General features: G+C 58.3%; 23 protein-coding genes. 8 read left to right on the forward strand and 15 right to left on the reverse strand.

Translation table 11 applies throughout. The features are described 5' to 3' along the window. Positions 1–3 precede the first annotated feature (3 nt). From flgG to ACESMK_RS05090, 7 genes are all read right to left on the reverse strand, one after another. Positions 4–792, reverse strand: coding sequence for a flagellar basal-body rod protein FlgG (flgG, locus tag ACESMK_RS05060; protein WP_296934709.1), 789 nt, complete (start codon positions 790–792; stop codon positions 4–6). Between the two features lie 83 nt (positions 793–875). Further along, positions 876–1,628, reverse strand: a complete 753-nt coding sequence (locus ACESMK_RS05065; protein ID WP_372995889.1) for a flagellar basal body rod protein FlgF — start codon at positions 1,626–1,628, stop codon at positions 876–878. A 76-nt stretch (positions 1,629–1,704) separates the two neighbouring features. Next, positions 1,705–3,618 carry a flagellar hook-basal body complex protein gene (locus ACESMK_RS05070; RefSeq protein WP_372995891.1) on the reverse strand — a complete coding sequence of 638 codons (1,914 nt, stop codon included), beginning with the start codon at positions 3,616–3,618 and terminating at the stop codon, positions 1,705–1,707. A 27-nt stretch (positions 3,619–3,645) separates the two neighbouring features. Continuing rightward, positions 3,646–4,323: a flagellar hook assembly protein FlgD gene (locus tag ACESMK_RS05075; RefSeq protein ID WP_372995893.1), complete on the reverse strand. Its 678-nt coding sequence runs from the start codon at positions 4,321–4,323 to the stop codon at positions 3,646–3,648. Positions 4,324–4,341: 18 nt separating this feature from the next. After that, a complete protein-coding gene (flgC, locus tag ACESMK_RS05080) occupies positions 4,342–4,791 on the reverse strand; it encodes a flagellar basal body rod protein FlgC (RefSeq protein WP_372995895.1) in 450 nt (149 codons plus the stop codon). 34 nt (positions 4,792–4,825) lie between these two features. Further along, complete coding sequence (flgB, locus tag ACESMK_RS05085; protein WP_372995897.1) at positions 4,826–5,224, reverse strand: flagellar basal body rod protein FlgB; 399 nt, start codon at positions 5,222–5,224, stop codon at positions 4,826–4,828. A gap of 239 nt (positions 5,225–5,463) precedes the next feature. Next, positions 5,464–6,015 carry a nitroreductase family protein gene (locus tag ACESMK_RS05090; protein ID WP_372995899.1) on the reverse strand — a complete coding sequence of 184 codons (552 nt, stop codon included), beginning with the start codon at positions 6,013–6,015 and terminating at the stop codon, positions 5,464–5,466. Between the two features lie 167 nt (positions 6,016–6,182). Between ACESMK_RS05090 and ACESMK_RS05095 the strand changes: the two genes are divergently transcribed. Together ACESMK_RS05095 and ACESMK_RS05100 are read left to right on the forward strand one after the other, a co-directional pair. Then, positions 6,183–6,494 (forward strand): Mpo1-like protein, encoded by a 312-nt coding sequence (locus tag ACESMK_RS05095; RefSeq protein ID WP_372995901.1) that lies wholly within the window; start codon positions 6,183–6,185, stop codon positions 6,492–6,494. Position 6,495: 1 nt separating this feature from the next. Further along, positions 6,496–7,935, forward strand: a complete 1,440-nt coding sequence (locus ACESMK_RS05100) for an adenylate/guanylate cyclase domain-containing protein (protein WP_372995903.1) — start codon at positions 6,496–6,498, stop codon at positions 7,933–7,935. A gap of 30 nt (positions 7,936–7,965) precedes the next feature. Here ACESMK_RS05100 and queF read toward each other — a convergent pair whose 3' ends face one another. The 3 genes from queF to ACESMK_RS05115 are packed head-to-tail and all read right to left on the reverse strand — an operon-like array spanning position 7,966 to position 10,518. Further along, entirely contained in the window at positions 7,966–8,784 is an 819-nt protein-coding gene (gene queF / locus ACESMK_RS05105; protein WP_372995905.1) for an NADPH-dependent 7-cyano-7-deazaguanine reductase QueF, read from the reverse strand. Positions 8,785–8,797: 13 nt separating this feature from the next. After that, a complete protein-coding gene (locus ACESMK_RS05110; RefSeq protein ID WP_372995907.1) occupies positions 8,798–9,571 on the reverse strand; it encodes an ABC transporter permease in 774 nt (257 codons plus the stop codon). After that, the gene (locus ACESMK_RS05115) at positions 9,568–10,518 is read right to left on the reverse strand and encodes an ABC transporter ATP-binding protein (RefSeq protein ID WP_372995909.1); all 951 of its coding nucleotides are present in this window, start codon (positions 10,516–10,518) and stop codon (positions 9,568–9,570) included. Before ACESMK_RS05115 ends, ACESMK_RS05110 begins: the two co-directional genes overlap by 4 nt. A 261-nt stretch (positions 10,519–10,779) precedes the next feature. On the opposite strand from ACESMK_RS05115, the gene ACESMK_RS05120 reads away from it, so the two are divergent. After that, complete coding sequence (locus ACESMK_RS05120) at positions 10,780–11,895, forward strand: organic solvent ABC transporter permease (RefSeq protein ID WP_372995911.1); 1,116 nt, start codon at positions 10,780–10,782, stop codon at positions 11,893–11,895. Here ACESMK_RS05120 and ACESMK_RS05125 read toward each other — a convergent pair. The 3 genes from ACESMK_RS05125 to ACESMK_RS05135 form a co-directional block, all read right to left on the reverse strand. Beyond that, positions 11,885–13,192 (reverse strand): HD-GYP domain-containing protein, encoded by a 1,308-nt coding sequence (locus ACESMK_RS05125; protein ID WP_372995913.1) that lies wholly within the window; start codon positions 13,190–13,192, stop codon positions 11,885–11,887. The genes ACESMK_RS05120 and ACESMK_RS05125 overlap by 11 nt on opposite strands. 176 nt (positions 13,193–13,368) lie before the next feature. Then, entirely contained in the window at positions 13,369–13,968 is a 600-nt protein-coding gene (locus ACESMK_RS05130; protein ID WP_372995915.1) for a hypothetical protein, read from the reverse strand. 74 nt (positions 13,969–14,042) lie between these two features. Beyond that, on the reverse strand, positions 14,043–14,321 hold the full coding sequence (locus ACESMK_RS05135) for a PilZ domain-containing protein (RefSeq protein WP_372995917.1): 279 nt from the start codon (positions 14,319–14,321) through the stop codon (positions 14,043–14,045). A gap of 189 nt (positions 14,322–14,510) precedes the next feature. Between ACESMK_RS05135 and ACESMK_RS05140 the strand changes: the two genes are divergently transcribed. Together ACESMK_RS05140 and ACESMK_RS05145 are read left to right on the forward strand one after the other, a co-directional pair. After that, on the forward strand, positions 14,511–15,527 hold the full coding sequence (locus ACESMK_RS05140) for a Fe(3+) ABC transporter substrate-binding protein (RefSeq protein ID WP_372995919.1): 1,017 nt from the start codon (positions 14,511–14,513) through the stop codon (positions 15,525–15,527). 156 nt (positions 15,528–15,683) lie between these two features. Continuing rightward, positions 15,684–17,372, forward strand: coding sequence for an ABC transporter permease (locus tag ACESMK_RS05145; protein ID WP_372995921.1), 1,689 nt, complete (start codon positions 15,684–15,686; stop codon positions 17,370–17,372). Between the two features lie 5 nt (positions 17,373–17,377). Here the strand turns inward: ACESMK_RS05145 and ACESMK_RS05150 are convergent, their stop codons facing one another. Then, on the reverse strand, positions 17,378–17,863 hold the full coding sequence (locus ACESMK_RS05150; RefSeq protein ID WP_372995923.1) for a thioesterase domain-containing protein: 486 nt from the start codon (positions 17,861–17,863) through the stop codon (positions 17,378–17,380). A gap of 131 nt (positions 17,864–17,994) precedes the next feature. Then, positions 17,995–19,662, reverse strand: coding sequence for an AMP-binding protein (locus ACESMK_RS05155; RefSeq protein WP_372995925.1), 1,668 nt, complete (start codon positions 19,660–19,662; stop codon positions 17,995–17,997). A gap of 244 nt (positions 19,663–19,906) precedes the next feature. Between ACESMK_RS05155 and ACESMK_RS05160 the strand changes: the two genes are divergently transcribed. The 3 genes from ACESMK_RS05160 (at position 19,907) to ACESMK_RS05170 (ending at position 22,654) form a co-directional block, all read left to right on the forward strand. Continuing rightward, positions 19,907–20,881 (forward strand): ABC transporter substrate-binding protein, encoded by a 975-nt coding sequence (locus tag ACESMK_RS05160; protein ID WP_372995927.1) that lies wholly within the window; start codon positions 19,907–19,909, stop codon positions 20,879–20,881. Between the two features lie 66 nt (positions 20,882–20,947). Continuing rightward, complete coding sequence (locus ACESMK_RS05165) at positions 20,948–21,850, forward strand: ABC transporter permease (protein WP_372995929.1); 903 nt, start codon at positions 20,948–20,950, stop codon at positions 21,848–21,850. A gap of 9 nt (positions 21,851–21,859) precedes the next feature. Further along, positions 21,860–22,654 carry an ABC transporter ATP-binding protein gene (locus ACESMK_RS05170; protein WP_372995931.1) on the forward strand — a complete coding sequence of 265 codons (795 nt, stop codon included), beginning with the start codon at positions 21,860–21,862 and terminating at the stop codon, positions 22,652–22,654. Positions 22,655–22,670: the final 16 nt, after the last annotated feature.

Genomic DNA, 22,670 nt, shown 5'->3' on the forward strand with positions numbered 1-22,670 from the left:
GCGTTAGCCAATGTTTTGAGTGATAAACTGGAGCATCTGGTCGGTTGTGGAGACCACCTTCGAGTTCATCTCGTAGGCTCGCTGGGTGGTAATCATGTTCACCAGCTCCTCCACGACTTCGACGTTGGAAGATTCCACAGATCCCTGCTCAATCGTGCCCAGCCCGGCCAATCCGGCTTCACCCTCGGCCGGATCACCGCTGGCATTGGTGGCCTTGAACAGGTTGTTACCGATCGCCTGCAGGCCCTGGGGATTGATAAAGTCCACCAGCGTGATCTGGCCCAGATTTACTGGTGCTGCCTGATCGTCCGTTACTGCGGTGACGGTGCCATCCTTGCCAATGGTGATATTGGTCGCGTTCTCCGGCACGTTGATGGCCGGCTCCAGGGGGTAACCATCCGGATTGACCACGTCGCCGTCGGCATTGAGCTGGAACTGGCCATCCCGCGTGTAGGCAATCTGGCCATCCGGCAACTGCACCTGCAGGAAGCCACGGCCGTTAATGGCCATGTCGAGGGGCTGCTCGGTAATCTGCAGGTTGCCCTGGGAGAACTGTTTGGCCGTACCCACAACCCGCACACCGGTGCCCAGCTGGAGGCCGGAGGGCAATTCCGAGTTCTGGGTTGTCAAGCCACCCGGCTGCCGGTTGATCTGGTACAGAAGATCCTGGAAGACCGCCCTGTCCCGCTTGAAACCGGTGGTATTGACGTTGGCCAGGTTGTTGGAAATGGTGGACATGTTGGTGTCCTGAGCGCTCAACCCGGTCTTGCTGACCCAAAGTGCTGGATGCATGCTGCTTACTCCTTGCCGGAGGGCTGTCAGGCGGCCATTTTTTGCCGCTTCAGACCCGCCAGGCCAATGTGTTCAGTTGTTACTTAAAGGTTCTGCAACAGCCGTGCCGTTGCTTCGGAATTCTCGTTGGCGGTGGTCATCACCTTCACCTGCATCTCGTATTGCCGGGAGAGCTGGAGATTCGAGATCATTTCCTCCACTGCATTCACGTTGGAGCTCTCAAGGAATCCCGAGGCAACCCTGAGGTTGGCATCCGGCGGCTCCGGGCCATCAAGGGCCTCATCCGGCTTGCGCCGCATGTGCCCGTCGAGACCTTTCTCCAGGGCATCCGGCGGAGGATTGACCAGCTTCAGCCGGTCTACTTCAACCAGCTGGTCGGGCGGACCACCCACGGGAACAATCGAGACAGTGCCGTCAGCGCCGATCTGAACGTTGTCAAAAGGAGGAAGCGCAACCGGCCCGCCATTGCCGAGTACCAGTTCGCCGTTGGCCAGTCGCACCAGGCCGTTTACATCCACCTGGAGACTGCCACTGCGGGTGAAGACTTCTTCGCCCTGGTCGTTCTGGATGGCCAGCCATCCCTCACCCTCAACCGCCACATCCATCTTGCGGCCGGTTTCCATAAGTGCACCGGCAGAAAGGTCCGTGCCGGGCCGCTCGGTCATGGCATAGGCGCGGGTTGGGTGATGTTCCCCGTAGACAGGCATGCTGCGGGCCTGGGCGAAGTCTTTCTTGAAGCCGGTGGTGCTGACATTCGCCAGGTTATTGGCATGGGCTCGCTGGGCCAGCATATTCTGCTTGGCGCCAGACATACCGATGTAGAGGGCTTTGTCCATGGGAAAACTCCTGCCGGAATTTTGACTGTTTCCAGTCTTCCTGCAGGAGTCATGCCATATTCGCTAATTTGAGATATTAACGGAGGTTGATGATGGTCTGGGTGACCGCATCGGAAGTTTCAATGGTCTTGGCATTTGCCTGGTAGTTGCGCTGGGCAATGATCAGGTTGACGAGTTCCGAGGACAGATCAACATTGGATTCCTCCACCGAACTCGACTTGATCGCTCCCAGGGTTCCGGTATCCGGTGCGCCAATAATCGGCTGTCCGGACTCGAAGGTTTCTACCCAGGTGGTATCACCCACCGGGTTCAGACCATCCGTGTTGTTGAACGCAGCCAGGGCAACCTGACCCAGCGCCTGGGACTGCCCGTTAGTGTATCGAGCGAACAACACCCCCTGGTCAGATACATCAAGGCCGGACAATCGACCCGTCGTGAAACCATTCTGCTGCTGGTCATTGACCCCAAACGCCGCGCCGTACTGAGTGGTTCCGCTGAGGTTGATCACGAACGCCGAGGTGGTCGGCGGCTCGGGAATCGGCGTTACCACCGTCTCGCCCGGTGCGGGAGGGCCATCGGCGCCATTGGGCTGACCGCTCGCATCCTTGGGAATCCAGTCGTCGATCAGGATTTCACCGCTGGCATCTCCGTCAATGGACTGAAGAGCACCGTCCTGGTCGAATCTTGCGGTATAGGGGGTTACGTCGGTGCCACCAACGAACTCACCATCGATCTGGGCATACACCGACCACTCACTGATGCCAACGCCATTGCCCGGGGACGGATTCTTCACGAAGAACTGGGTCAGTTCGTGGGAATTACCCAGGCTGTCGTAAACGGTCGTTGATGTCGCGTGATTGTAGGTCCTCTGGTCCAGCGGATTGAACTCGTTGGTCACCCGAATCGGGGATGCGGTAAACGCAGCCTCAAAGTCCCCGCCAGCCGGATCATCAATGCTGGCCACCACCCGGTCTGCCGTTGCATTGATTTCACCAAATACCTGTCCGTTGGTCTCGCCACCGTTGGTGAGATCACCGTCGTTGTCGTAGGAGAACTGCAGGGTTTCGCCCTGGTTGTGGGTTACCCGGAGCACATCGGTGCCGGTTCCATCGTCAACGATGGCAGCCGAGATTGCGGTCTCGCTGGAATCGTTGATGGAATCCACCAGATCCTGCAGCGAGGTGATATTGCTGGTATCAATTGCCAGGGGCGCCCCATTAACACTGAGGCTGAAGGCAAAGTCAGACCCGGGAGGCGTCCCGGCAGACGTAATGTAGGCATCCGACAAGCCACCAATGGTTGCCGTGGTTGTTGCCGAGGCGCTCAATCCGGGCGCATCGTTTATAGCTGCCGCCGCCTCTCTGGCAGTCGTGGCACCGGTCAGGTCTACCGGGAAATCCGGTGTGCCGTCGGTATACTGCACAGAAAAGCTCTCACCCTGGATGTCGGCAAACGCCAGGGGCCCGATATCCCGAACCCGCGTCTCCAGAACACTTTCACGGGAATCGAGGTTCAGATCCGAATCGAGGTTGGTAGTCCGGCGGGGCGCCAGATTATCGGTCTCGATCTGAAGGTCGCCCCGAATGCCAGAGAGATTGCCATCGTCATCCGCGGTATAACCCTGAACACGCATGTTCTGGTTGTTGACAACAAACCCCTCCTTGTCGATCGCAAACTGCCCTGCCCGGGAATACCGGATCTCGCCGCCGTTATTCAGGATAAAGAAGCCATCGCCGCTGATGGCCATATCAAGACCATTGTCGGTAAAGCTGATATTGCCCTGGCCAAAGGACTGCTTTACATCCTGAACCCGGACACCATCGCCAATCGGGTTGGTGCCGGCACTCAGGAAACCGCTGGCGTAAAGATCGCCAAACTGGGCCTTGCTGCCCTTGAAGCCGACGGTGCTTGCGTTGGCAATATTGTTGCCGGTGACGTCCAGATCCACCGATGCTGCACGAAGGCCACTCAAACCTGTATTAAATGCCATGGTTCACCCCTTGGTGTTTCACCGGTATCAGTTAATTTGTTTCACATCAGACAGAGCGATGGAGCCCATGCCTGCAAGATTCAGGGTTATCGAGCCTCCCTGCCCCAGGGAGACACTATCCACATTGGCGCTCACCATGGTGTCCAGTTGCTGGGGGCCATCCGGATAAGAACCCTCGGCAACAATCCGATAGGGTCCCGGCGGCAATGGATTGCCGTTGCCATCCTGGCCATCCCAACGGAATGACGCCACACCAGCCTGACTTGATCCAAGATCAATCTGACGCACACGCTCGCCGTTCTGCCCCTCGATGGACACCCGCAGACCACCGGTGGATGCCGGCACCTCAATGGTCCCGGTAATCTCGCCCTCAGCACCCAGGATGCCAATCTGGGAAGGCGCCAGCACCGTTTTGCCAACCATGGCGGACGCCTGCAAGGCCTGGGTGGAGCGGAATTGACCAACCACATCCTCAACCGTGCCCGATAGGTTCTGCATCTCCTCGAGCGAGCTGAACTGCGCCAGTTGAGAGATGAATTCGCCGTTGTCCTGCGGCTCCAGCGGATTCTGGTTTTTCAACTGCGCCAGCATCAGTTCCATGAACTCATTGCGGCCCAGCTCACTGTTGCCCTTGGCGTCATCCTGCTGCTTCAGCTGGTACTGGCTCAGAACATCCGACGCGTCTGTTGCATTTACTGCAGTCATGTTGTGCTCCTTACCGTGTTACTGCTGACCAAGGGTCAGAATGCGCTGCATCATGGACTTGGCAGTGTTCATGACATCCACATTCATCTGGAAACTTCTGGATGACGACATCATGTCCGCCATCTCTTCAACCACATTCACATTCGGGTAGAAGACATAACCGTCTTCATTGGCTGCCGGGTGATGGGGCTCATAGCGCATCTGCAACTCGGCATCACTCTCGATGATGCCCTCAACTCTCACACCGGCACCCGGGCCCTCGTCGGCCGCCATCGGCAAACCACCCTGCCCCGGGTTCAGGAGGGACTGCTGGACCGCCGAGAAAACAGGCTTTCTGGCCCGGTAGGTTTCTCCGGTGCTGGAGCTGGCAGTCTCGGCATTGGCAATGTTGGACGCGGTTGTATTCAGCCGCAGTGATTGCGCTGTCATGCCGGAACCGGCGATATCAAAAATGCTGCCCAGTGACATGAAATATCTCCTTCGCTAATCCTGTGACTGCGGCTTATTCGCCCTTGATGGCTTTGGTCAAACCGCTGAACTTGCTGTTCAGAAACTGGAAACTGGCCTGGAAGTCCATGGCGTTGCGCATGAAATGGGTTTGCTCCTGCTGGGCGTCCACGGTGTTGCCGTCAACCGAGGGCTGATTGGGAACCCGATACATCAAGTCGCTGTCGGAGGCCGCCGCGGAGGTATCCATGTGGGCGTCATGCGTTTTTGACATCTGGAACCCGCTGACCTGCTGCTGGGCCTTCTGCATCATCGCCTGGAAATCCAGGTCACGTGCCTTGAACCCCGGGGTATCGGCGTTCGCCAGGTTGTTTGCCAGAACTTCGGCACGTTTGACCCGCGCTTCAACCGCGTGTTGGTGAATGCCCAGAGCCGAATCGAACGTAATTGCCATGTTGCCTCCCGAAAACTGCACCAGCATGCCGACCTGTTTTTGCCGGCTGTGCTCTTTGACAGGACTAAAGCAAGCTGGATGCCAGAATTCGAGTGAGCTGTGAAATAGTCAAGGAGGCCTGCAACGACAGGCCCTGGAGGGGGATGCATAAACCGTCAGGAAAGCGTGGGGAGAGAATGGGCCAGAAAAAGCGGCAAGCTGCTTCCCCCGACCAGAGCCGGGGGTTTTGTCGACAACCCTCAGGGCCAGTGACGGACGAAATCCGCCACCTCCGGACGGGGCACGGCGGGTTTTTCGGAGGAGACAGTACCGGTATAGAGAAAGCCGACAATCTGCTCATGTTCCTCAAGGCCAAGGCCCTTTTGGACGACCGAGTGATATGCCACGGAGCCGGTCCGCCACATCACACCAAAACCTGCGTCCTGCAACGCCAGTTCAACAAAACTCATGCCGGCTGCCGCCGACAGCAACTGCTCGATTTCGGGTACTTTGGGATGCGTTTTCGGCGACGCGATACCCACAATCACCATCGGTGCTCTGAGAGGGGCACGCCTGAGCTTCTCGATCTCTTTCTCGTCACTGTTATTGGCGCAGGTGGAGGCAAACAGTTCGCCCAGGGCCTCCAGCCCCTTGCCTTCCACAACGAGGTAACGCCAGGGGCGCAGCAGGGCGTGATCCGGCGCGCGGGCGGCACAGGCAAAGGCCCGGTCGAGGGTTTGCGGATCCGGCGCGGGCGACTCCAGCCTGGGTTCCGAGGAACGGTTTAGGAGGAAATCGGTAACTGCTGTCATATCTGCTCGCTGTCTGATGGCTGTTCGAATGAATTGCAAAATGTCGTTACGTAGACAATTCCCGGCTGTGAATTGTGGCTTGTACGTAATACTGTTAACCTTTAGTCGTAGTCGGGTCTGCCAACAATTATAAATGACGCGGTCGTACAACGGTGAGTGGCAACACAATGAGTAACCAGCAAACCTTCAACAGGTTTTCCGAATTCTATCCTTACTACCTTGAAGAGCACAGCGATGTAACCTGTCGCCGTCTGCACTTTGTCGGCAGCCTGCTGGTTCTGATCGTGGCCGCGTGGGCACTGATTTCAGGCAAGCTTTTGTGGCTACTGGCCCTGCCCGTCATCGGCTACGGCTTCGCCTGGGTTGGCCATTTCAAGTTTGAAAAAAACCGGCCCGCCACCTTCAAGTACCCACTGTACAGCCTGATGGGCGACTGGGTCATGTTCCGGGACATGCTCATTGGCAGGATCCGTTTCTGAAATGATGAGCGCACCGGCAGACCTGCGCAATGCCAGCAGCTCCGCTGGCCGAGCCATGGCGTGTGATGCGCCGGGCAATCCGATTGCCATCCCGCCCATGCCGGATTACAACGGTCGGGTGCTGGCCTACACCACCACGGCCGCCATCATCGTAACCGGTGTTCTTCAGGGTGCATTTGCCCAGTGGCTTCTGTGGCTGGTGGCCGGCGCACTGACCTGGCCACACATCGCCCACCTGCTGACCCGACGGACGTTCCTGCGAAACTCCCCGCGCATCCGCCAGAAAATGCTGATTTTCGATTGCGTTATCGGTGGCGCGTTTATTGGCTGCATCGGGCTGGTCGTTATTCCCTCCCTGGCCGTTGCCCTGATGCTGATGTTCAGCTGCCTGATCGTTGGCGGCATCCGGCAGTGGGTTCTTGGTACCGTTTTCATGGCTGCCGCCATTGCCGGCGCCGTTGCCATCCTTGGTCCGGCAGACGGCCCGCATTCGCCATTGCTGACCAGCATTGTCTCCATCCTTTCAACCGGGCTTTATATCTGCGTCACCGCCTATTACTCCCATCAACAGGCACGGGCACTGATGCTGGCAAAGACCCAGATCCAGAACCAGCGGGAGCAGTCCATCGCACTCTCCCACAAACTGTCAAAATACCTGTCGCCACAGGTCTGGCAGTCCATCTTTACCGGTGAGCGGGACGTGCGGCTGGAAACCCAGCGCAAGAAGCTTGCGGTGTTCTTTTCCGACATCAAGGGCTTCACCGAACTTTCCGAAGAAATGGAGCCCGAAGCACTGACCGAACTGCTGAATCACTACTTCAACGAGATGTCGGAAGTGGCCCTGAAATACGGCGGCACCATCGACAAGTTCGTGGGCGATTCCATCATGGTCTTCTTCGGGGATCCCACCAGCCGCGGCCAGCGTGAAGACGCCTTTGCCTGCGTATCCATGGCCATCGAGATGCGCAAGCATATGAAAATCATGCGCCAGAAATGGCGCAGCCAGGGCATCAAGACGCCCCTCGAAATCCGCATGGGCATCAGCACCGGCTACACCACCGTGGGCAACTTCGGCGCGGAAAACCGGATGGACTACACCATCATCGGTAAGGAAGTGAACCTGGCCAGCCGTCTCGAATCCCTGGCAGAGCCCGGTGAAATCCTGGTCTCCTACGAGACCTTCTCGCTGATCAAGGACAAGATCATGTGCCGCGACAAGGGAGAAATCACGGTGAAAGGCTTCGGCAAACCCGTGCCGATCTACGAAGTGGTGGATTTCCGACGCGATATGGGCCCTAACCGCAGCTTCATGGAACATGAACACAGCGGCTTTGCCATGTACCTGGATTCCGACAAGATTACCGAGAAAGAGCGGCAGGCTATCCTGACTGCACTGGAAGACGCCGCAGACCGACTGCGACGGGAAGAAGACGTGTCCTGAAGTACCTCCCTGTACCCCCATCAGCCCGTATTACTGGCGTATCAGCCGCGGCCCGGCATCCTCACCGGTTTGCGTACTTCGCCAGGGATTGATATCCAGTCCGCCCCGGCGTGTGTAACGGGCAACCACCGTCAGCGATTCAGGCCGGCATCGGCTCATCAGATCGGTAAATACTGTTTCCACACAATGCTCATGAAAATCCTGCTTCTGCCGGAAACTCACGACATAGCGAAGCAGCCCCGCCCGGTCGATTTTCGGCCCGGTGTAGCTGACCAGCAGCGTGGCCCAGTCCGGCTGTCCCGTCACCGGGCAGTTGCTCTTCAGCAAATGCGAGCACAGATGCTCCGTTACCACCTCATCACCGGCCACCAGTGACTCGGGCGCGTACTCGTACACCACATCGCCCACAGGTTCGTCATCGATCAACTCAAAACCCTCGGGGCGGCCAATGGCCTCCCCGGATTCATCGACGCTCAACAGGCTGACCTGAACCGCACCGCCGCAGGCGCTGGAAAGATCCCGGGTGATTACTTCCGCAACCTGATCCCGGGAGGAGTAAACCGCCTGGTTCAGCGAATTCAGATAGAGCTTGAGCGATTTGGACTCGATGATCGACGGCGAAGCGGCCGGAAAAACAATCTCCGCCCAGGCCACCTCAGGAACGCCATTGGGCCGCAGCCAGGAGATCTCCCACGCCTGCCAGAGATCTTCACCAAACCAGGGCCAGCGGCCATCCTCCAGACCAAGACGGCGACGGTTTTCCTCTCTCGCAACGGGGAACAGCAGGGCCGGGTCATAGCTGTCCGGGTAATCGCTTGTCTTGCCAAGCGGCGCGTCATTAAGTGCCATAGGTGTACCTGAATCAGTGGCGAATGCCTTTGCCACGCTCCAGCATTCTCAGAGCAATGAATGCCAGCACGGCGATGAAAACCAGAATCATACCAAGGGAAACAAAGGGATTAACGTCTGACACGCCCAGAATCCCGTACCGGAAGCCGTTCACCATATACAGGATAGGGTTGGCCATGGACACGCCCTGCCAGAACCCCGGCAACAGATCGATGCTGTAGAACACACCGCCCAGGTAGGTCAGCGGCGTCAAAACAAACGTCGGTACGATGGAGATATCGTCGAACTTGGTGGCCAGCATCGCATTGATGAAGCCACCCAGCGCGAACAGGGCAGACGTCAGAAACACGGTCACAACCATCATGGGCAGGTTGTGGATCGACAGGCGGGTGAAGGCCAGCGACAACAGGGTCACGATCAGGCCGATCCCTAGCCCCCGGGCCATTCCACCGGTTACGTAGCCGGCCAGAATCACCCAGTTGGGAACCGGTGAAACCAGCAGCTCCTCGATGCTGCGCTGGAACTTCATGGAGAAAAACGAGGACACCACGTTAGCGTAGGAACTGGTGATCACCGCCATCATGATCAGCCCCGGCACGATGAACGACATATAATCGAAACCGCCCATGTCCCCGATCCGGGAACCGATGAGGTTACCGAAAATAATGAAATAGAGCGTCATGGTGACCGCCGGCGGTAGTAGCGTCTGAGCCCAGATACGGGTAAAACGGCGAACTTCCCGGACAACGATGGTGCTGAAGGCTGTGAACAGGGCGTGCGGAGTCATGCTGCGCCCTCCACAGCCTTGCGTGAGTCCGCCGCATTCTCCTCCACCATTCGGATAAACAGCTCCTCCAGCCGGTTAGCCTTTGTCCTCATACTGACCACCTTGATACCCAACCGCTCAAGCTGCACGAACACCTGGTTCAGGCCCTGGCCTTTCTCCACTTCCACCTCCAGGGCCCCTTCCCCGTCAAGACGGGCCGGAAAACCATCCAGATCGGGCGCCGCATCCAGAGGCGCGTCGGTATCCAGCACGAATGTCTCCACGCTGAGCTGCTGCAGCAAGGCCTTCTTGCTGGTGTGCCTGAGGATCTTGCCGTGGTCGATAATGGCAATGTTGCGGCAAAGGGCTTCCGCTTCCTCAAGGTAATGGGTCGTCAGGATAATGGTGGTGCCCTGGCGGTTCATCTCTTCCAGGAAGGTCCACATGGAGCGCCGGAGTTCAATATCCACACCGGCCGTCGGCTCATCAAGAATCAGGAGCTTCGGTTCATGAACCAGGGCGCGGGCAATCATCAACCGGCGCTTCATGCCTCCGGACAGCATTCGGGCGGGGGTATCCCGCTTGTCCCAGAGACCAAGCTTTTTCAGGTACTTCTCGGCGGAAACAGACGCCTGCTTCAAGGGAATACCATAGTAGCCGGCCTGGGTGGTCACGATGTCGAATACTTTTTCAAACTGGTTGAAGTTGAACTCCTGGGGCACCACACCGAGGTTCAGCTTGGCATCAGAGAGATGGGTGTCGGTGTCGTACCCGAACACCCGCACCTTGCCTGCGGTCTTGTTCACCAGGGAGCAGACGATGCCCAGCGTGGTTGATTTACCAGCCCCGTTGGGCCCCAGCAGGGCGAAAAAATCTCCCTCGGCGACATGAAGATCAATCCCCTTGAGGGCCTCGAATCCGTCACCGTAAGTCTTGGTGAGACCCTCGATTTCCAGTGCATTGGTCATAGACGATTCCGATTCGGTGAAAAACGGCGATGAACGGTCCGGGCCGCACGCCAGAATTTAGAATGCTATTTATTGTGACAAAGCCGCTGATTTCAAGGCCCTTATCGACCACCGCTGTTACCGGGCCAATAACGGAAACTGCGACAGGAATCCCGATATGAGGCAAACCCCGCCCCTATAATGCGGTTACAACAATTTACAAAAGGGGCTGCCGCACTCTGGGTGCGGGCGCGCTGAATCGAAGGGAATGTACGACCAACCATGAGATCCGTTCACCGCATCCGTTTGACCTTTACACTACTGGGCGCACTTGCCCTCACCGGCTGCCTGGATGACGACGGCGGCTCTGGTGACGATACCAGCGTCGGCCGGCTGAATTTCAACGGCTTCAGTGGCCTGTCCTACCAGACGGCGAGCCAGTCCGGAAAGACCAACACCACCGGGGAGTTCCGTTACTACCCCGGTGAAACCCTGGAATTCCGGGTTGGGGATCTGCCACTGGTCAGCGGTGTGCCAACCCGGCAATACGTAACCCTGCTCGAGTTTTTCGAAGCGACCCGTTCGGCCCTGCAGACACCGATGGTGGATGACGAAGGCCTGACCACCCACACCCTGACCGAACAACAGGTACTCGAAGACACAACACTGATGAACCTGACCCGATTCCTGATGCTTCTGAACTGGAGCCAGAATGTCGCCGAGGGAGAAGGTATCGATATTCGCGAACGGGTTATTGCGCAGCTGAACGCCGCCCTGCCGGACCTTACCGCACCCATTGATTTCAGCGTCAGCGAATCGGAGTTCACGGCCACGGAACCCCTGTCTCCGGCCAACCAGCTCCTGGCCGCAATCTGCTTTTACCCGGCGGATGATGAGCTGTGCGAGGAGCCACCAACCCAGGAAGAAATCGATAACGCGCCACTACGGCCGGAAAATGACGAGGACCGGGACCCGGACATCGAATACAGTGAAGACCTGGAAGCCAAGAGAGACCGCATCGAAAACTCGGTGCGCACCATGGAAGACATCGACTCGGAAGACGCCCAGATCTATCTGACACGGGAACTGAAAGCGATCAGCACAACCGTTGCCAATCGCTATTTCCTGGATGAGGATGTAGCCAGCCATCCCGCCTCTGATACCGCCATCAAGCAGGTAGCCGTTCGCAAGATCGGAGGCGGGCTTGCCCTGGAAGAACTCGAAGGCATCAGCACTCGGCCACAGGATGTTCAGATCCATTCAGCCAACTGGCAAAGCGGGAAGGTCGAGTATTTCGTGGCAGGTCCCTCCGGCGGAGAATCCGAGCTTCTGCTGAGCTTCCGGCCGGAGGACACCTATCGATGGGTCCGCAAACAGCTGCGGGTGGTTATCCGCTGATCAGGCGGGACAGGCTCCAGCGGGACTCCACACCGGTCACATCGTAAAGCGACGGGTCCAGCCCCTCGGTGCCATGGGGCAGACACTCCCGCACCCGAACCGTGTCTGCCGCTTCCCGGCCTTCGTTGTACCGGGCCAGATCAATGATCTTGGCGCTTTTCAACGGGCGGGCAGAGGTATCGGTCATGACCATGACCCTCGGCCAGAGACGACGCTCAGGAGAATGGGAAACCACAATACCGCGCTGGCCATCGCTTAACTCCACCAAGCTGCCGGTGGGGTAGATCCCGATCGCCTGGATGAAGTTTTCCACCAGATCTTCCTGGAACTCGATGTTGCGCATCTCGTAGAGCAAGGTAACCGCTTTCGCGGGCGTCATGGGCTCGGCATGGGAGCGGGGCGCAATCAGGGATTCGAAAAATTCGGCAATGCCCGCCACCTTGGCCAGCAGCGGAATACGATCGCCACGGACACCTTCCGGAAAACCTGAACCGTTGTGGCGCTCACGATGCCCCTGAACCACACTCAGGACCGCACGGGAAAGCCCGCTGCCCTCCAGCATGGCGACACCACGACTGACGTAGCCGCGGTAGGACAGATATTCCTCGGCGCTCAATTGGCCTTCCCGGGCCAGTAATTCGGGTGGCAACGTGGTCTTGCCCACCTGTGACAGCAGGCAACCGAGGCCCAGATGGTTAAGGAGCCCCTCGTTCAGACCCAGGTGACGACCACACACCAAGGCCCACACCGACGTATTCAGCGCATGCCGGTACAGGTAACTGTCATGAGCGCGAGTGCGACTGAGCCAGAGCAGCGCATCGGGTTGACGAACCACACTGCTCACCATCTTGCTGGTGATCGCGGCTATCGGCCTGAGATCCGGCACCCCATCGGCCCGAAGCGTCTCAAACAACTGGTCCAAAGCCACTTCGACATCGTCCAGCAAACGCCGGGAGGCTTTCATTTCTTTTTTCAGACTGGTGACCGTCTCATAGGTGACCGGCTCGCGAATGCTCAACGGCGGCAACTGGAGCTGCTCACGACCGCCACCACGCTTGTTCAGTGTCTTGCCAAAAACCGGCCTGCTTCCGCCTTTAACCTCTTTGGATTCACGGGCTTCCGCCACATCAACCATGACCCACTTGCAGTGGGAGACCAACGCACGGATGTCATCCTGTGAACGGATATGAAAGCCCTGGATCGGAAAAGGCGTCTGGTGCCATGGCCTGTCCAGATCAGACACGAACATGCCTACTTCCAGATCATGTACTGCCACTTTCTTCTGTTGGACACCCACGGGCCACCTCACACAACAAACGTATCGATCGTTACCATTCTGACCGAACCACCGGAAGACACAATTACAATATCGTATCGTCGGGTAACCCAAACGCGACAAAGCGTAACGCTAATATTCAACAGGAAACAAAATGTAGCAACGTGATCGGGGTCACATATCAACGTCAGAAAGTGTCACTCTGCGTCACATACGGATTCGTCAAACTCCGGCAAACGGGCGTGCATCGCTCCCCTTGGTGCCTTGCGTACGTGGACGGTATAGGGCACTGACGAGGCCCGCAGGTAATCCAGGTTAACGGCATCGTCGCCCTGCCCCTCCGTGACAACCGCGGGAGTACAGGAAACCAGCAACTCCAGCTTGCCATCCACATCGGCAATACGCGCATCGGGATCGGCCGGGTTAATGGCCATGCAACGGGTCGATTCGGTTGCCGATTTGCCCGTCGTCGCAACATGATCCCGGCCTTGCCCGCCGCAGGCCCGGATGCCGGTGGCACATTCACCCGCACTGGCATCGTCGCCATCGCGTAACCGCCAGATCCGGTCACTGCACTGGGTTTCAAGCTTTACAGACGTCGCCTTATCACCGGCCAGCCACCAATCCGGGTATTCGGCACTTTGCCAGGACAACCGCACCTGCCTCGGCTCCCCTGAGGAATTCTCTGCCGGAAACATCGCAAAATGGGAGTAATAGCTGGCACAGCCTGAAGTAAACAACAGCATCAGGCTTGCAATAACGGGCTTGTAAGCTCTGGAGAGGGCTGAAAAGATCATTGTGCTGGTGCATCCCTGGCGGCGTTCAAGTTGGACTTGCCATTATCCATGGAAGGCGCCGCCAATCCGCCTATTCAGTCACCATTCTGATCAAACTGCAGGCCATAGCCGTCATTGGTTTTGCGTACAACCACCATTTCAAGCACCGGCGCCGGCACGGGCAGCCCCTGCACCTGCACGGTAACTTTGTCGCCCAGACTCGGCGCAAAAGGCTCAGTGTCGACAACGATAAAGACACCGCCATCGGAAATATCGCGGGTTGAGAATATGAACTCTCCCAGCTCCGCATGCACCACCTTAACTTTCGCACTCATGGCGGTGCGCATGTGCTCTCTTCGATCGTTCCCAACCATCTGAGGATTCCACTACTTTTTGCATAGTTTTTATAGTCTTCCGAAGCATAACACCATTTTCAGAAAAATATGCCAACCGAGACATTGACTATACACACAACGGAAATGAGAATGGTTGGCGTTTTTAAGCACCTGTGGGTCTCGCTGCAGGCACACACGGTTACCGGAACACCCGAAAAGGATGGGATTATGAGAATGAAACTGGCTGCAACCGCCGCAATCGCCCTCACGGCCATGCCAATGGCCGCCTCTGCAGACGGTGAGGTCAACATCTACTCCTACCGCCAGGCCTACCTGCTCGAGCCCCTGCTGAACGCGTTCGAACAGGAAACCGGCATCAAGAGCAACGTGGTCTTCGCCAAACAGGGTCTGGCAGAACGCCTGGAGCGTGAAGGTCGTAACAGCCCCGCTGATGTGGTGATGACCGTTGACATCTCCCGTCTCAACGAACTGGTAGAGCGTGATCTGGTTCAGGGCCTGGACAACGACACCCTGGAAAAGAACATCCCGGACAACCTGCGTCATCCTGAGGGCAAGTGGTTTGCGCTGACCACCCGCGGCCGGCTGATTTTCGCCTCCAAAGACCGCGTTGAGGAAGGCGAGATCACCACCTACGAGCAACTGGCTGACGACAAGTGGGAAGGCCGCATCTGTACCCGCAGCGGCAAGCACCCGTATAACATTGCCCTGTTCTCCTCAATGATCGCCCACCACGGCGAAGCCGAGACCGAAGAATGGCTGGCCGGCGTGAAAGACAACCTGGCTCGCAAACCCCAGGGTGGCGACCGTGACCAGATCAAGGCGATTGCCGAGGGCGTGTGTGATGTGGCCATCGGTAACAGCTACTACTATGGCAACATGCTGCAGGATGAGAACCAGCGGCCAATCGCCGAACAGGTTCGCCTGGTATTCCCGAACGCCGATGACCGTGGCACCCACGTAAACATCAGCGGTATCTCCCTGACCAGGAGCACGCCGAACCGCGACAATGCCATCAAACTGATGGAATTCCTGTCCTCGCCGGAAGCCCAGCGCATCTACGCCGAGGCGAACACCGAATACCCGGCGAATCCGGATGTGAAGCCCTCCGGCATGGTCGCCGAGTGGGGTGCCATCAACCCGGACGACCTGTCACTACAGGAAATTGCCAACAACCGTAACGCCGCCGTCAAACTGGTTGACCGCGTCGACTACGACGGCGAGTAGTCGTCAATAGTGAGGGTGGCGCCACCACCCTCACCCGCCATGAGGCACCACGCCGCCGACACCTGCCATGACCCTGGTCATTGCAGGCATCCGGCCAGGTGACTACAATCAGCACCCTTTACTTGGCAAGACCCCACATCCAGACACAGGGACACTATGAGCGAGGCCGCGACCAGCGTTACTCCCGGGCTATCCCAGCCCCTGCTGGCAAAGCGTACCTCCCCGAAATGGATGATCAGCGCCCTGCTGACCACCGCCATTGTTGCCCTTCCGGTTGTTTCGGTAGTTTTCCTGGCGTTTTTTCCTGAAGAGAACATCTGGCCGCACCTGATTGACACCACGCTTCCCCGCTATCTGACCACAACACTCAAGCTGATGGTTGGCGTGGGCGCCCTTACCCTGGTGATAGGCCTGGCATCGGCCTGGGCGGTCACCATGTGCGAGTTTCCCGGCCGAAAATTCTTTGAGTGGGCCATGCTCCTGCCCTTTGCGGTACCCGCTTACGTCATTGCCTATGTGTACACCAGCCTCCTGGACTACGCAGGGCCGGTCCAGGGTGCCCTCAGGGACTGGTTTGGCTGGACCAGCGCTGCCGATTACTGGTTTCCGGAAATCCGCAGCCTGGAAGGCGCCACGCTGATGATCGGGCTTGTGCTCTATCCATACGTTTACCTGCTCGCCCGGGCCGCCTTCCTTGAGCAGTCCCCCTCTCTGTTTGCGGTAAGCCGCAGCCTCGGCCACTCGGCCCTGAGCACGTTCTTCCGGGTGGTTCTGCCCATCGCCCGCCCGGCGGTAGCGGTGGGGCTGTCGCTGGTGCTGATGGAAACCCTCAATGATTTCGGCACCGTGGACTTCTTTGCGGTTCAGACGCTCACCGCCGGCCTGTTCGACACCTGGATGAATCTCGGCAACCTCGGTGGTGCCGCCCAGATTGCCACCACCATGCTGATCTTCGTGGTAATCCTGGTTACCCTGGAACGCTACTCCCGGAGGCGCCAGCAGCAGTTCGCCGCCCGGGACAACCGCGATCCGATTCGTCGCTTCACCATGTCATTCCCGCGCCAGATGATCTGCGTGGCGGTGTGCGCACTGCCAGTGCTGTTCGGCTTCGTGATTCCGGGCGCCACCCTCGGCCTCTACGCCTGGGAATATTTTGGTGAAAGCTGGAACCCGGATTTCGTCCGCAACACCTTCAATAGCCTGTTCCTCTCCGGCACGGCGGCACTGACCACTTTGCTGATCGGCATCACTCTCGCGTACAGCCGCCGCCTGCACAACACCCGCAAAATGCAGGTGCTGATGCGCCTGTCGAGCCTTGGCTACGCCATGCCCGGCGCAGTGTTGGCGGTGGGCGTGATTGTGCCACTGGCGGGCTTTGACAACTGGCTCGACAGCCTGATGCGGGATGCGTTCGGAATCAGTACCGGCCTGCTACTGAGCGGCTCAGCCTTCGCCCTGGTGTTTGCCTACACTGTGCGGTTCCTCGCGGTTTCCGCCGGCAGCGTGGAAAGTGCGTTGCAGAAGATAACACCGAGCATGGACATGGCGTCCCGGTCTCTGGGCCACAGCCCTGGCAACACCCTGGTGCGTGTTCACCTGCCCATGCTCAGGGGCACGCTGGTCACAGCCGCCCTGGTGGTGTTCGTGGATTGCATGAAGGAATTGCCGGCCACGCTGATTCTCAGGCCGTTCAATTTCGAGACACTGGCCACTTACGTGTACCAGTTTGCATCAGACGAGCGCCTCTACCACAGCGCCCTGCCTGCCCTGATCATTGTCCTGGCAGGCATCATTCCGATCATTCTGATGAGCCGGTCGATCTCCAACAGCCGCTCAATTGCCTGACACAGTCAGAGATTCACCCGGGATTTCACATCCTGAACCACGAACCTGCCCTGAAAGACCGCTACAGGCTCAACCTCGGGCCTGGTCGTCGGTTGACCACAAAACACTTCAGCGGTCAGGTCGAGACGGCCCTTGCCGTGACGGGCAAGACTTTTGCGGAAACGTTCGGGGATCTCGTCGCCGGGCAGACGGCAGATCACGTAAAAATCCGAACTGACCGGTTCCAGGTAATCAATGTTCCCGCTCTGCACCACCACGTTCCCCCGGAGCCCCAGATCCCAGAGCGCCAGCTCTGTCAGGCCCCAGGCCGCAGTTACGGCGGCAGAGTATACGCTGCCGCCAAACCCCGTACCCTGGTGATTGCTGTTGGGCTCCAGCGGCGCACTGAGCAGCAGGGAATGGCCATCCCACGAATGCAATTGAATCCCCAACGCCCGTGAAAGGGGAATTTCATCCTGGATACGTTTCTGGAAAAGGGACAACTGGCTCATAACATCCTCCTGATATCACTCCAGTTTAGGCCCGCTTATTCCTTTTCCCTATGCGACTAACGTCGGTTTTTCATCCACAAAAAAGGCCCGGCGGAGCCGGGCCTGAACATCTTCACCTGAAACCGAATGTCTTACTGCCAGATAACCGGCTGGCGCTGGGCGTACCAGTTATCCACTTTCTCCTGATAGGCATCCTCAACCACATTACGCTTTAGCTTCATCGTGGGCGTAAGGAAGCTGTTCTCAATCGACCATTCGTCGCTGACCACCGTAATGAATGCCAGCTGCTCATGGGGATCCACGGTCTTGTTCACATCGGCGATCAGCTGCTTGAAGCTTTCCTCGATCTCCTTCCGGAACGCTTCGTCCGCCATCTTCGGCCGCACTTCCTCGCCCAGCATTACCAGCGCGTGGGGCTGGGTCTGATTGGAACCGGATACACACACCATTTCGATGGCGTCGTGGGACATCAGGCGATTCTCGATGGGCGCAGGCGCAATGTACTTGCCTTTGCTGGTCTTGAAGATTTCCTTGATGCGGCCGGTAATCTTGAGTCGGCCCATCTCATCAATCTCGCCTTTGTCGCCGGTCTTCAGGAAGCCGTCCTCGGTGAAGGTTTCCCGGGTTTTCTCCTCATCCTTGTAGTAGCCCACCATGGTGGCCGGGCTCTTGACCTGAATCTCACCTTCCGGACTGATCCGGGTCTCAACACCGGGCAGGGATTCACCGACGTACCCCGTCCTCGAACGACCTGGTTTACTCATGTGGGAATAGGCGAAGTTCTCGGACATGCCATAGCCTTCAAGCAACTCGAGGCCAAGATTGCGGTACCAGTCCAGAACATCGCTCGCCAGAGGCGCCGAGCCACTGCCAGCCAGTTTGACCTTGTCGAGCCCGAGGCCTTTGAGGATCTTTTTCTTGATCAGTTTGTTGACCACCGGAATCTTCAGCAACCGGTCCAGCTTCTTCTTGGGCAGCTTCTGAAGCACACCATGCTGGAATTTCACCCACAGGCGCGGCACGGAAAGGAACAACGTGGGCTGTGCCCGCTGCAGATCCTGCACAAAGGTATCCAGGGATTCCGCAAAGTAGAGCTGGAAGCCGGCATACAGCGAGGCCAGCTCCACAAAGGTACGCTCGAATACGTGCGCCAGCGGCAAGTACGACAGCATGCGCTCCTCGGAACCAACGCCCAGCACTTCCATGCCCCCTTCCGCCGCATAGGCCATGTTGCCGAAGCTCAGCATGACGCCCTTGGGCTTGCCGGTGCTGCCGGAGGTATAAACGATGGTGGCCAGTTCGTCGGCATCACGCCGGACGTTTTCCTCCAGTGGCGGATACTTGGCCACGATATCGTCCCAGGTTTCGAAATCGTTGGGCGGACTCAGCGGGAAGGAAATGCACCGAACGGAATCCGGCACGCCCGGTTTCATCATGTCCCAGTCGTCCAGCTTGCCAACAAACACCACCTCACACTCGGCGTGATTCAGGATGTAATTAACGGTGTCGGCATTCAGGGTGGGATACAGCGGAACGGAAATGTGCCCGGCCATCCAGATGGCCCAGTCCGTCATGATCCAGTGGGCGCAGTTCTTGGAAATCAGCCCGATGCGGCTCTTCTCCGGGAGGTTGAGGGATTTGAGGTAAGACGCCATCCGCCTTGCCTCATCTACCGCCCGGCCCCAGGTGTACTCCACCGTTTTGCCGCCCCCGATGGGCTGGGTCATATAGAGGGAGTTCGCCTTGGCCTTCTCCCAGTGATAGACCATATCCAGGGGAAGTTTGTTTGTTGTGTCCATGGACCTTCCTTGCAGTTCGTTGTTCGAATTATGGATGACTTATTATTAGACTTTCGTAGGGTATTTCAACATAACACGGCCCGTCAAAACGTGACACAAGCAAAATAATTTCCAACTGCACCTATTTTCCCCGCTCCGTGCACGCCCGGGCCAAGATCCCTACCCCTCAAACCCGGTGCCTGTGGTAAACTTCCGCTCCTTCAGAATTGCAACATTCCAGTCAACTTACCCGGAGATGGGCACTATGGCCAAGACAACCCTGCGCACCCTGTTTGGCGCCACACTGCTGGCACTGGCAACTCTTGTACAGGCACAGGAACCCCGCGTTGTAGCCATCACACAGATCGTGGAACACCCGGCACTGGACGCCGTCTACCAGGGCATTAAAGACGAACTCGCCGAGCGCGGCTTCAAAGAAGGCGACAACCTGAAAGTAATGCACGAGAGTGCCCAGGGCAATTCCGCCATCGCCTCCCAGATCGCCCGCAAGTTTGTCGGCGAAAGCCCGGATGTGATCGTGGCCATTGCCACCCCGTCTGCCCAGACCGTTGCTGCCGCGGCCCGCAATACGCCCGTGATCTTTTCTGCTGTTACCGATCCGCTTGGTGCCAAGCTGGTAAACAACCTTGACGCACCGGGCGCCAACATCACCGGCGTGAGCGACATGCTGCCCATCGACAAGCATCTGGATATGCTTCAGCGCGTAATGCCCGATGCCAAGCGCATTGGCACCGTTTACAACCCGGGCGAGGCCAATGCCGTCTCCCTGGTGGAACTGCTGGAAGAGCGCCTTGCCGCCCGCGGCCTTGAGCTGGTCAAAGGCGCCGCCACCAAAACCTCAGAGGTTCTGGGTGCCGCCCGCTCCCTGGTTGGCAAGGCGGATGCCATCTACCTGACCACCGACAACACCGTCATCAGTGCGGCCGAAGCCGTTATCTCTGTGGGCGAGCGCGCAGGTATTCCGATATTCGCGGCCGACACTGCCACCGTTCAGCGCGGCGCCGTCGCCGCCATGGGGTTTGATTACTACGACCATGGCCGTCAGACCGGCGTGATGGTTGCCCGGGTACTGAACGGTGAAAAGCCTGGCGACATGGCCGTTGAGACCATGGAAAAGCTGGACCTGTTCGTGAACCCGGCTGCCGCCGAGCGCATGGGCATTACCCTGTCCGATGACGTTATCGCAGACGCCGAAAAGGTGATCGACAGCGCCAAATAAACCCTGAACCCCACGGGCGGCCCTCACAAGGGGCCGCCCGTTTTTTATCTTTGGTGATACCCGACCATGCTGAGTAACATAGCTCTCTATGGTGCCATCGAGACCGGCCTGATCTACGGCCTGGTCGCCTTTGGCATCTACCTTTCCTTCCGGGTGCTGGATTTCCCGGACCTGACTGTAGACGGCAGTTTTCCCCTGGGCGCTGCTGTGGCGGCGGTACTGATCATTGAAGGCTGGAACCCCTGGCTGGCCACCGGCTGTGCGGTGATGGCCGGCATGGCCGCAGGCGCGGTAACCGCCCTTCTGAATGTAAAACTCAACATTCTGAACCTGCTGGCCTCGATCCTCACCATGATCGCGCTGTATTCGGTAAACCTGCGCATCATGGGCCGCCCTAACGTGGCCCTGCTGACCGAAGAAACCGTACTGACCCCCTGGTATGACCTGGATCTGGCCTACCATCAGGTGCCGGTACTGCTGTTTATTATCGTGGTGTTCATCGCCCTGATCCTGTTGTGGCGGTTCATGAAATCCGAAACCGGCCTGGCCATGCGGGCGACCGGCGCCAACGCCAGAATGGCCCGGGCCCAGGGCATCGCCACAGGGGCCATGATTGTGCTCGGTGTGGCGGTGTCCAATGGTCTGGTGGGCCTCGCCGGCGCGCTCTTCGCCCAGAGCCAGGGCGCAGCAGATGTCACCATGGGGGTGGGTGTGATTGTGATTGGCCTGGCCTCCCTGATCGGTGGTGAAGCCGTGATTACGCCCTCAACCGTGGTCCGCGCCCTTATCGCCTGCGTAGTGGGCGCCATTATTTACCGGTTGGCCATTGCCTTTGCCCTGAACGCCGATTTCCTCGGCCTGCAGGCGCAGGATCTGAACCTGATTACCGCGGTTCTGGTCACGCTGGCCATCGTACTGCCCGGCGTGCGTACGTCCATTGCCGGCAGGCTCACCCGCAACAAGGCCTGAGGAGGCGATATGATCAGTGCAACCGATCTCCGGCTTACCTTTGGCAAAGGCACGCCACTGGAAAACCCCGCGCTCCGGGGCATGAGCCTGACTGTCAATCAGGGCGAGTTTGTCACTGTGATTGGCAGTAATGGTGCCGGAAAATCCACCTTCCTGAACGCTCTGGCCGGGGAAGTCATCGTGGACAGCGGCCAGATCATCGTCGACAACCTGGACGTAACCAAACTGCCTACTCACAAGCGGGCTGGCCGGGTTGCCCGGGTATTCCAGGACCCATTGGCAGGTACCTGCGAAGGCCTGAGTATCGAGGAAAATCTCGCCCTGGCCATCAAGCGCGGCCAACCAAGGGGCCTCACAACGGCCGTTAAAAAGCAGTACATGGAAAAATTCAGGGACAGCCTGTCGTCCCTGAACCTGGGACTGGAAAAACGCCTGGGCGACAAGATGGGCCTGCTTTCCGGCGGCCAGCGCCAGGCCGTGAGCCTGCTGATGGCAAGCCTTACGCCCTCAAGTATCCTGCTGCTGGACGAGCACACCGCCGCCCTGGACCCCAAAACCGCTGCGTTCGTGCTGGAGCTCACCACCAAGATCATCGAGGAGCAGAAGCTCACCGCCCTGATGGTGACCCACAGCATGAAACAGGCACTGGAAGTCGGCAGCCGCACCGTCATGCTGCACCAGGGCGAGGTAGTGTTTGATATCGAGGGCAAGGACCGCGAAGGCCTGGAAGTGAAGGACCTGCTCGGGTTGTTTGAGAAGCAGCGGGGCCTGGAAGTGGACGACGACAGCCTGCTGCTGAGCTGATAAAAAACGGGGGCCA

The sequence above is a fragment of the Marinobacter sp. genome (assembly GCF_041687235.1).
Classification (GTDB): domain Bacteria; phylum Pseudomonadota; class Gammaproteobacteria; order Pseudomonadales; family Oleiphilaceae; genus Marinobacter.

Bases quoted from the DNA above. Each gene is read 5' to 3' on its own strand.
- queF (WP_372995905.1), bottom strand. From the start codon at position 8,784: ATGGCACTTAATGACGCGCCGCTTGGCAAGACAAGCGATTACCCGGAC.
- flgC (WP_372995895.1), bottom strand. From the start codon at position 4,791: ATGTCACTGGGCAGCATTTTTGATATCGCCGGTTCCGGCATGACAGCG.
- ACESMK_RS05095 (WP_372995901.1), top strand. From the start codon at position 6,183: ATGAGTAACCAGCAAACCTTCAACAGGTTTTCCGAATTCTATCCTTAC.
- ACESMK_RS05070 (WP_372995891.1), bottom strand. From the start codon at position 3,618: ATGGCATTTAATACAGGTTTGAGTGGCCTTCGTGCAGCATCGGTGGAT.
- ACESMK_RS05110 (WP_372995907.1), bottom strand. From the start codon at position 9,571: ATGACTCCGCACGCCCTGTTCACAGCCTTCAGCACCATCGTTGTCCGG.
- flgG (WP_296934709.1), bottom strand. From the start codon at position 792: ATGCATCCAGCACTTTGGGTCAGCAAGACCGGGTTGAGCGCTCAGGAC.
- ACESMK_RS05130 (WP_372995915.1), bottom strand. From the start codon at position 13,968: ATGATCTTTTCAGCCCTCTCCAGAGCTTACAAGCCCGTTATTGCAAGC.
- ACESMK_RS05155 (WP_372995925.1), bottom strand. From the start codon at position 19,662: ATGGACACAACAAACAAACTTCCCCTGGATATGGTCTATCACTGGGAG.
- ACESMK_RS05135 (WP_372995917.1), bottom strand. From the start codon at position 14,321: ATGGTTGGGAACGATCGAAGAGAGCACATGCGCACCGCCATGAGTGCG.
- ACESMK_RS05140 (WP_372995919.1), top strand. From the start codon at position 14,511: ATGAGAATGAAACTGGCTGCAACCGCCGCAATCGCCCTCACGGCCATG.
- ACESMK_RS05160 (WP_372995927.1), top strand. From the start codon at position 19,907: ATGGCCAAGACAACCCTGCGCACCCTGTTTGGCGCCACACTGCTGGCA.
- ACESMK_RS05170 (WP_372995931.1), top strand. From the start codon at position 21,860: ATGATCAGTGCAACCGATCTCCGGCTTACCTTTGGCAAAGGCACGCCA.
- ACESMK_RS05115 (WP_372995909.1), bottom strand. From the start codon at position 10,518: ATGACCAATGCACTGGAAATCGAGGGTCTCACCAAGACTTACGGTGAC.
- ACESMK_RS05165 (WP_372995929.1), top strand. From the start codon at position 20,948: ATGCTGAGTAACATAGCTCTCTATGGTGCCATCGAGACCGGCCTGATC.
- ACESMK_RS05075 (WP_372995893.1), bottom strand. From the start codon at position 4,323: ATGACTGCAGTAAATGCAACAGACGCGTCGGATGTTCTGAGCCAGTAC.
- ACESMK_RS05100 (WP_372995903.1), top strand. From the start codon at position 6,496: ATGATGAGCGCACCGGCAGACCTGCGCAATGCCAGCAGCTCCGCTGGC.
- ACESMK_RS05120 (WP_372995911.1), top strand. From the start codon at position 10,780: ATGAGATCCGTTCACCGCATCCGTTTGACCTTTACACTACTGGGCGCA.
- ACESMK_RS05145 (WP_372995921.1), top strand. From the start codon at position 15,684: ATGAGCGAGGCCGCGACCAGCGTTACTCCCGGGCTATCCCAGCCCCTG.
- flgB (WP_372995897.1), bottom strand. From the start codon at position 5,224: ATGGCAATTACGTTCGATTCGGCTCTGGGCATTCACCAACACGCGGTT.
- ACESMK_RS05150 (WP_372995923.1), bottom strand. From the start codon at position 17,863: ATGAGCCAGTTGTCCCTTTTCCAGAAACGTATCCAGGATGAAATTCCC.
- ACESMK_RS05090 (WP_372995899.1), bottom strand. From the start codon at position 6,015: ATGACAGCAGTTACCGATTTCCTCCTAAACCGTTCCTCGGAACCCAGG.
- ACESMK_RS05065 (WP_372995889.1), bottom strand. From the start codon at position 1,628: ATGGACAAAGCCCTCTACATCGGTATGTCTGGCGCCAAGCAGAATATG.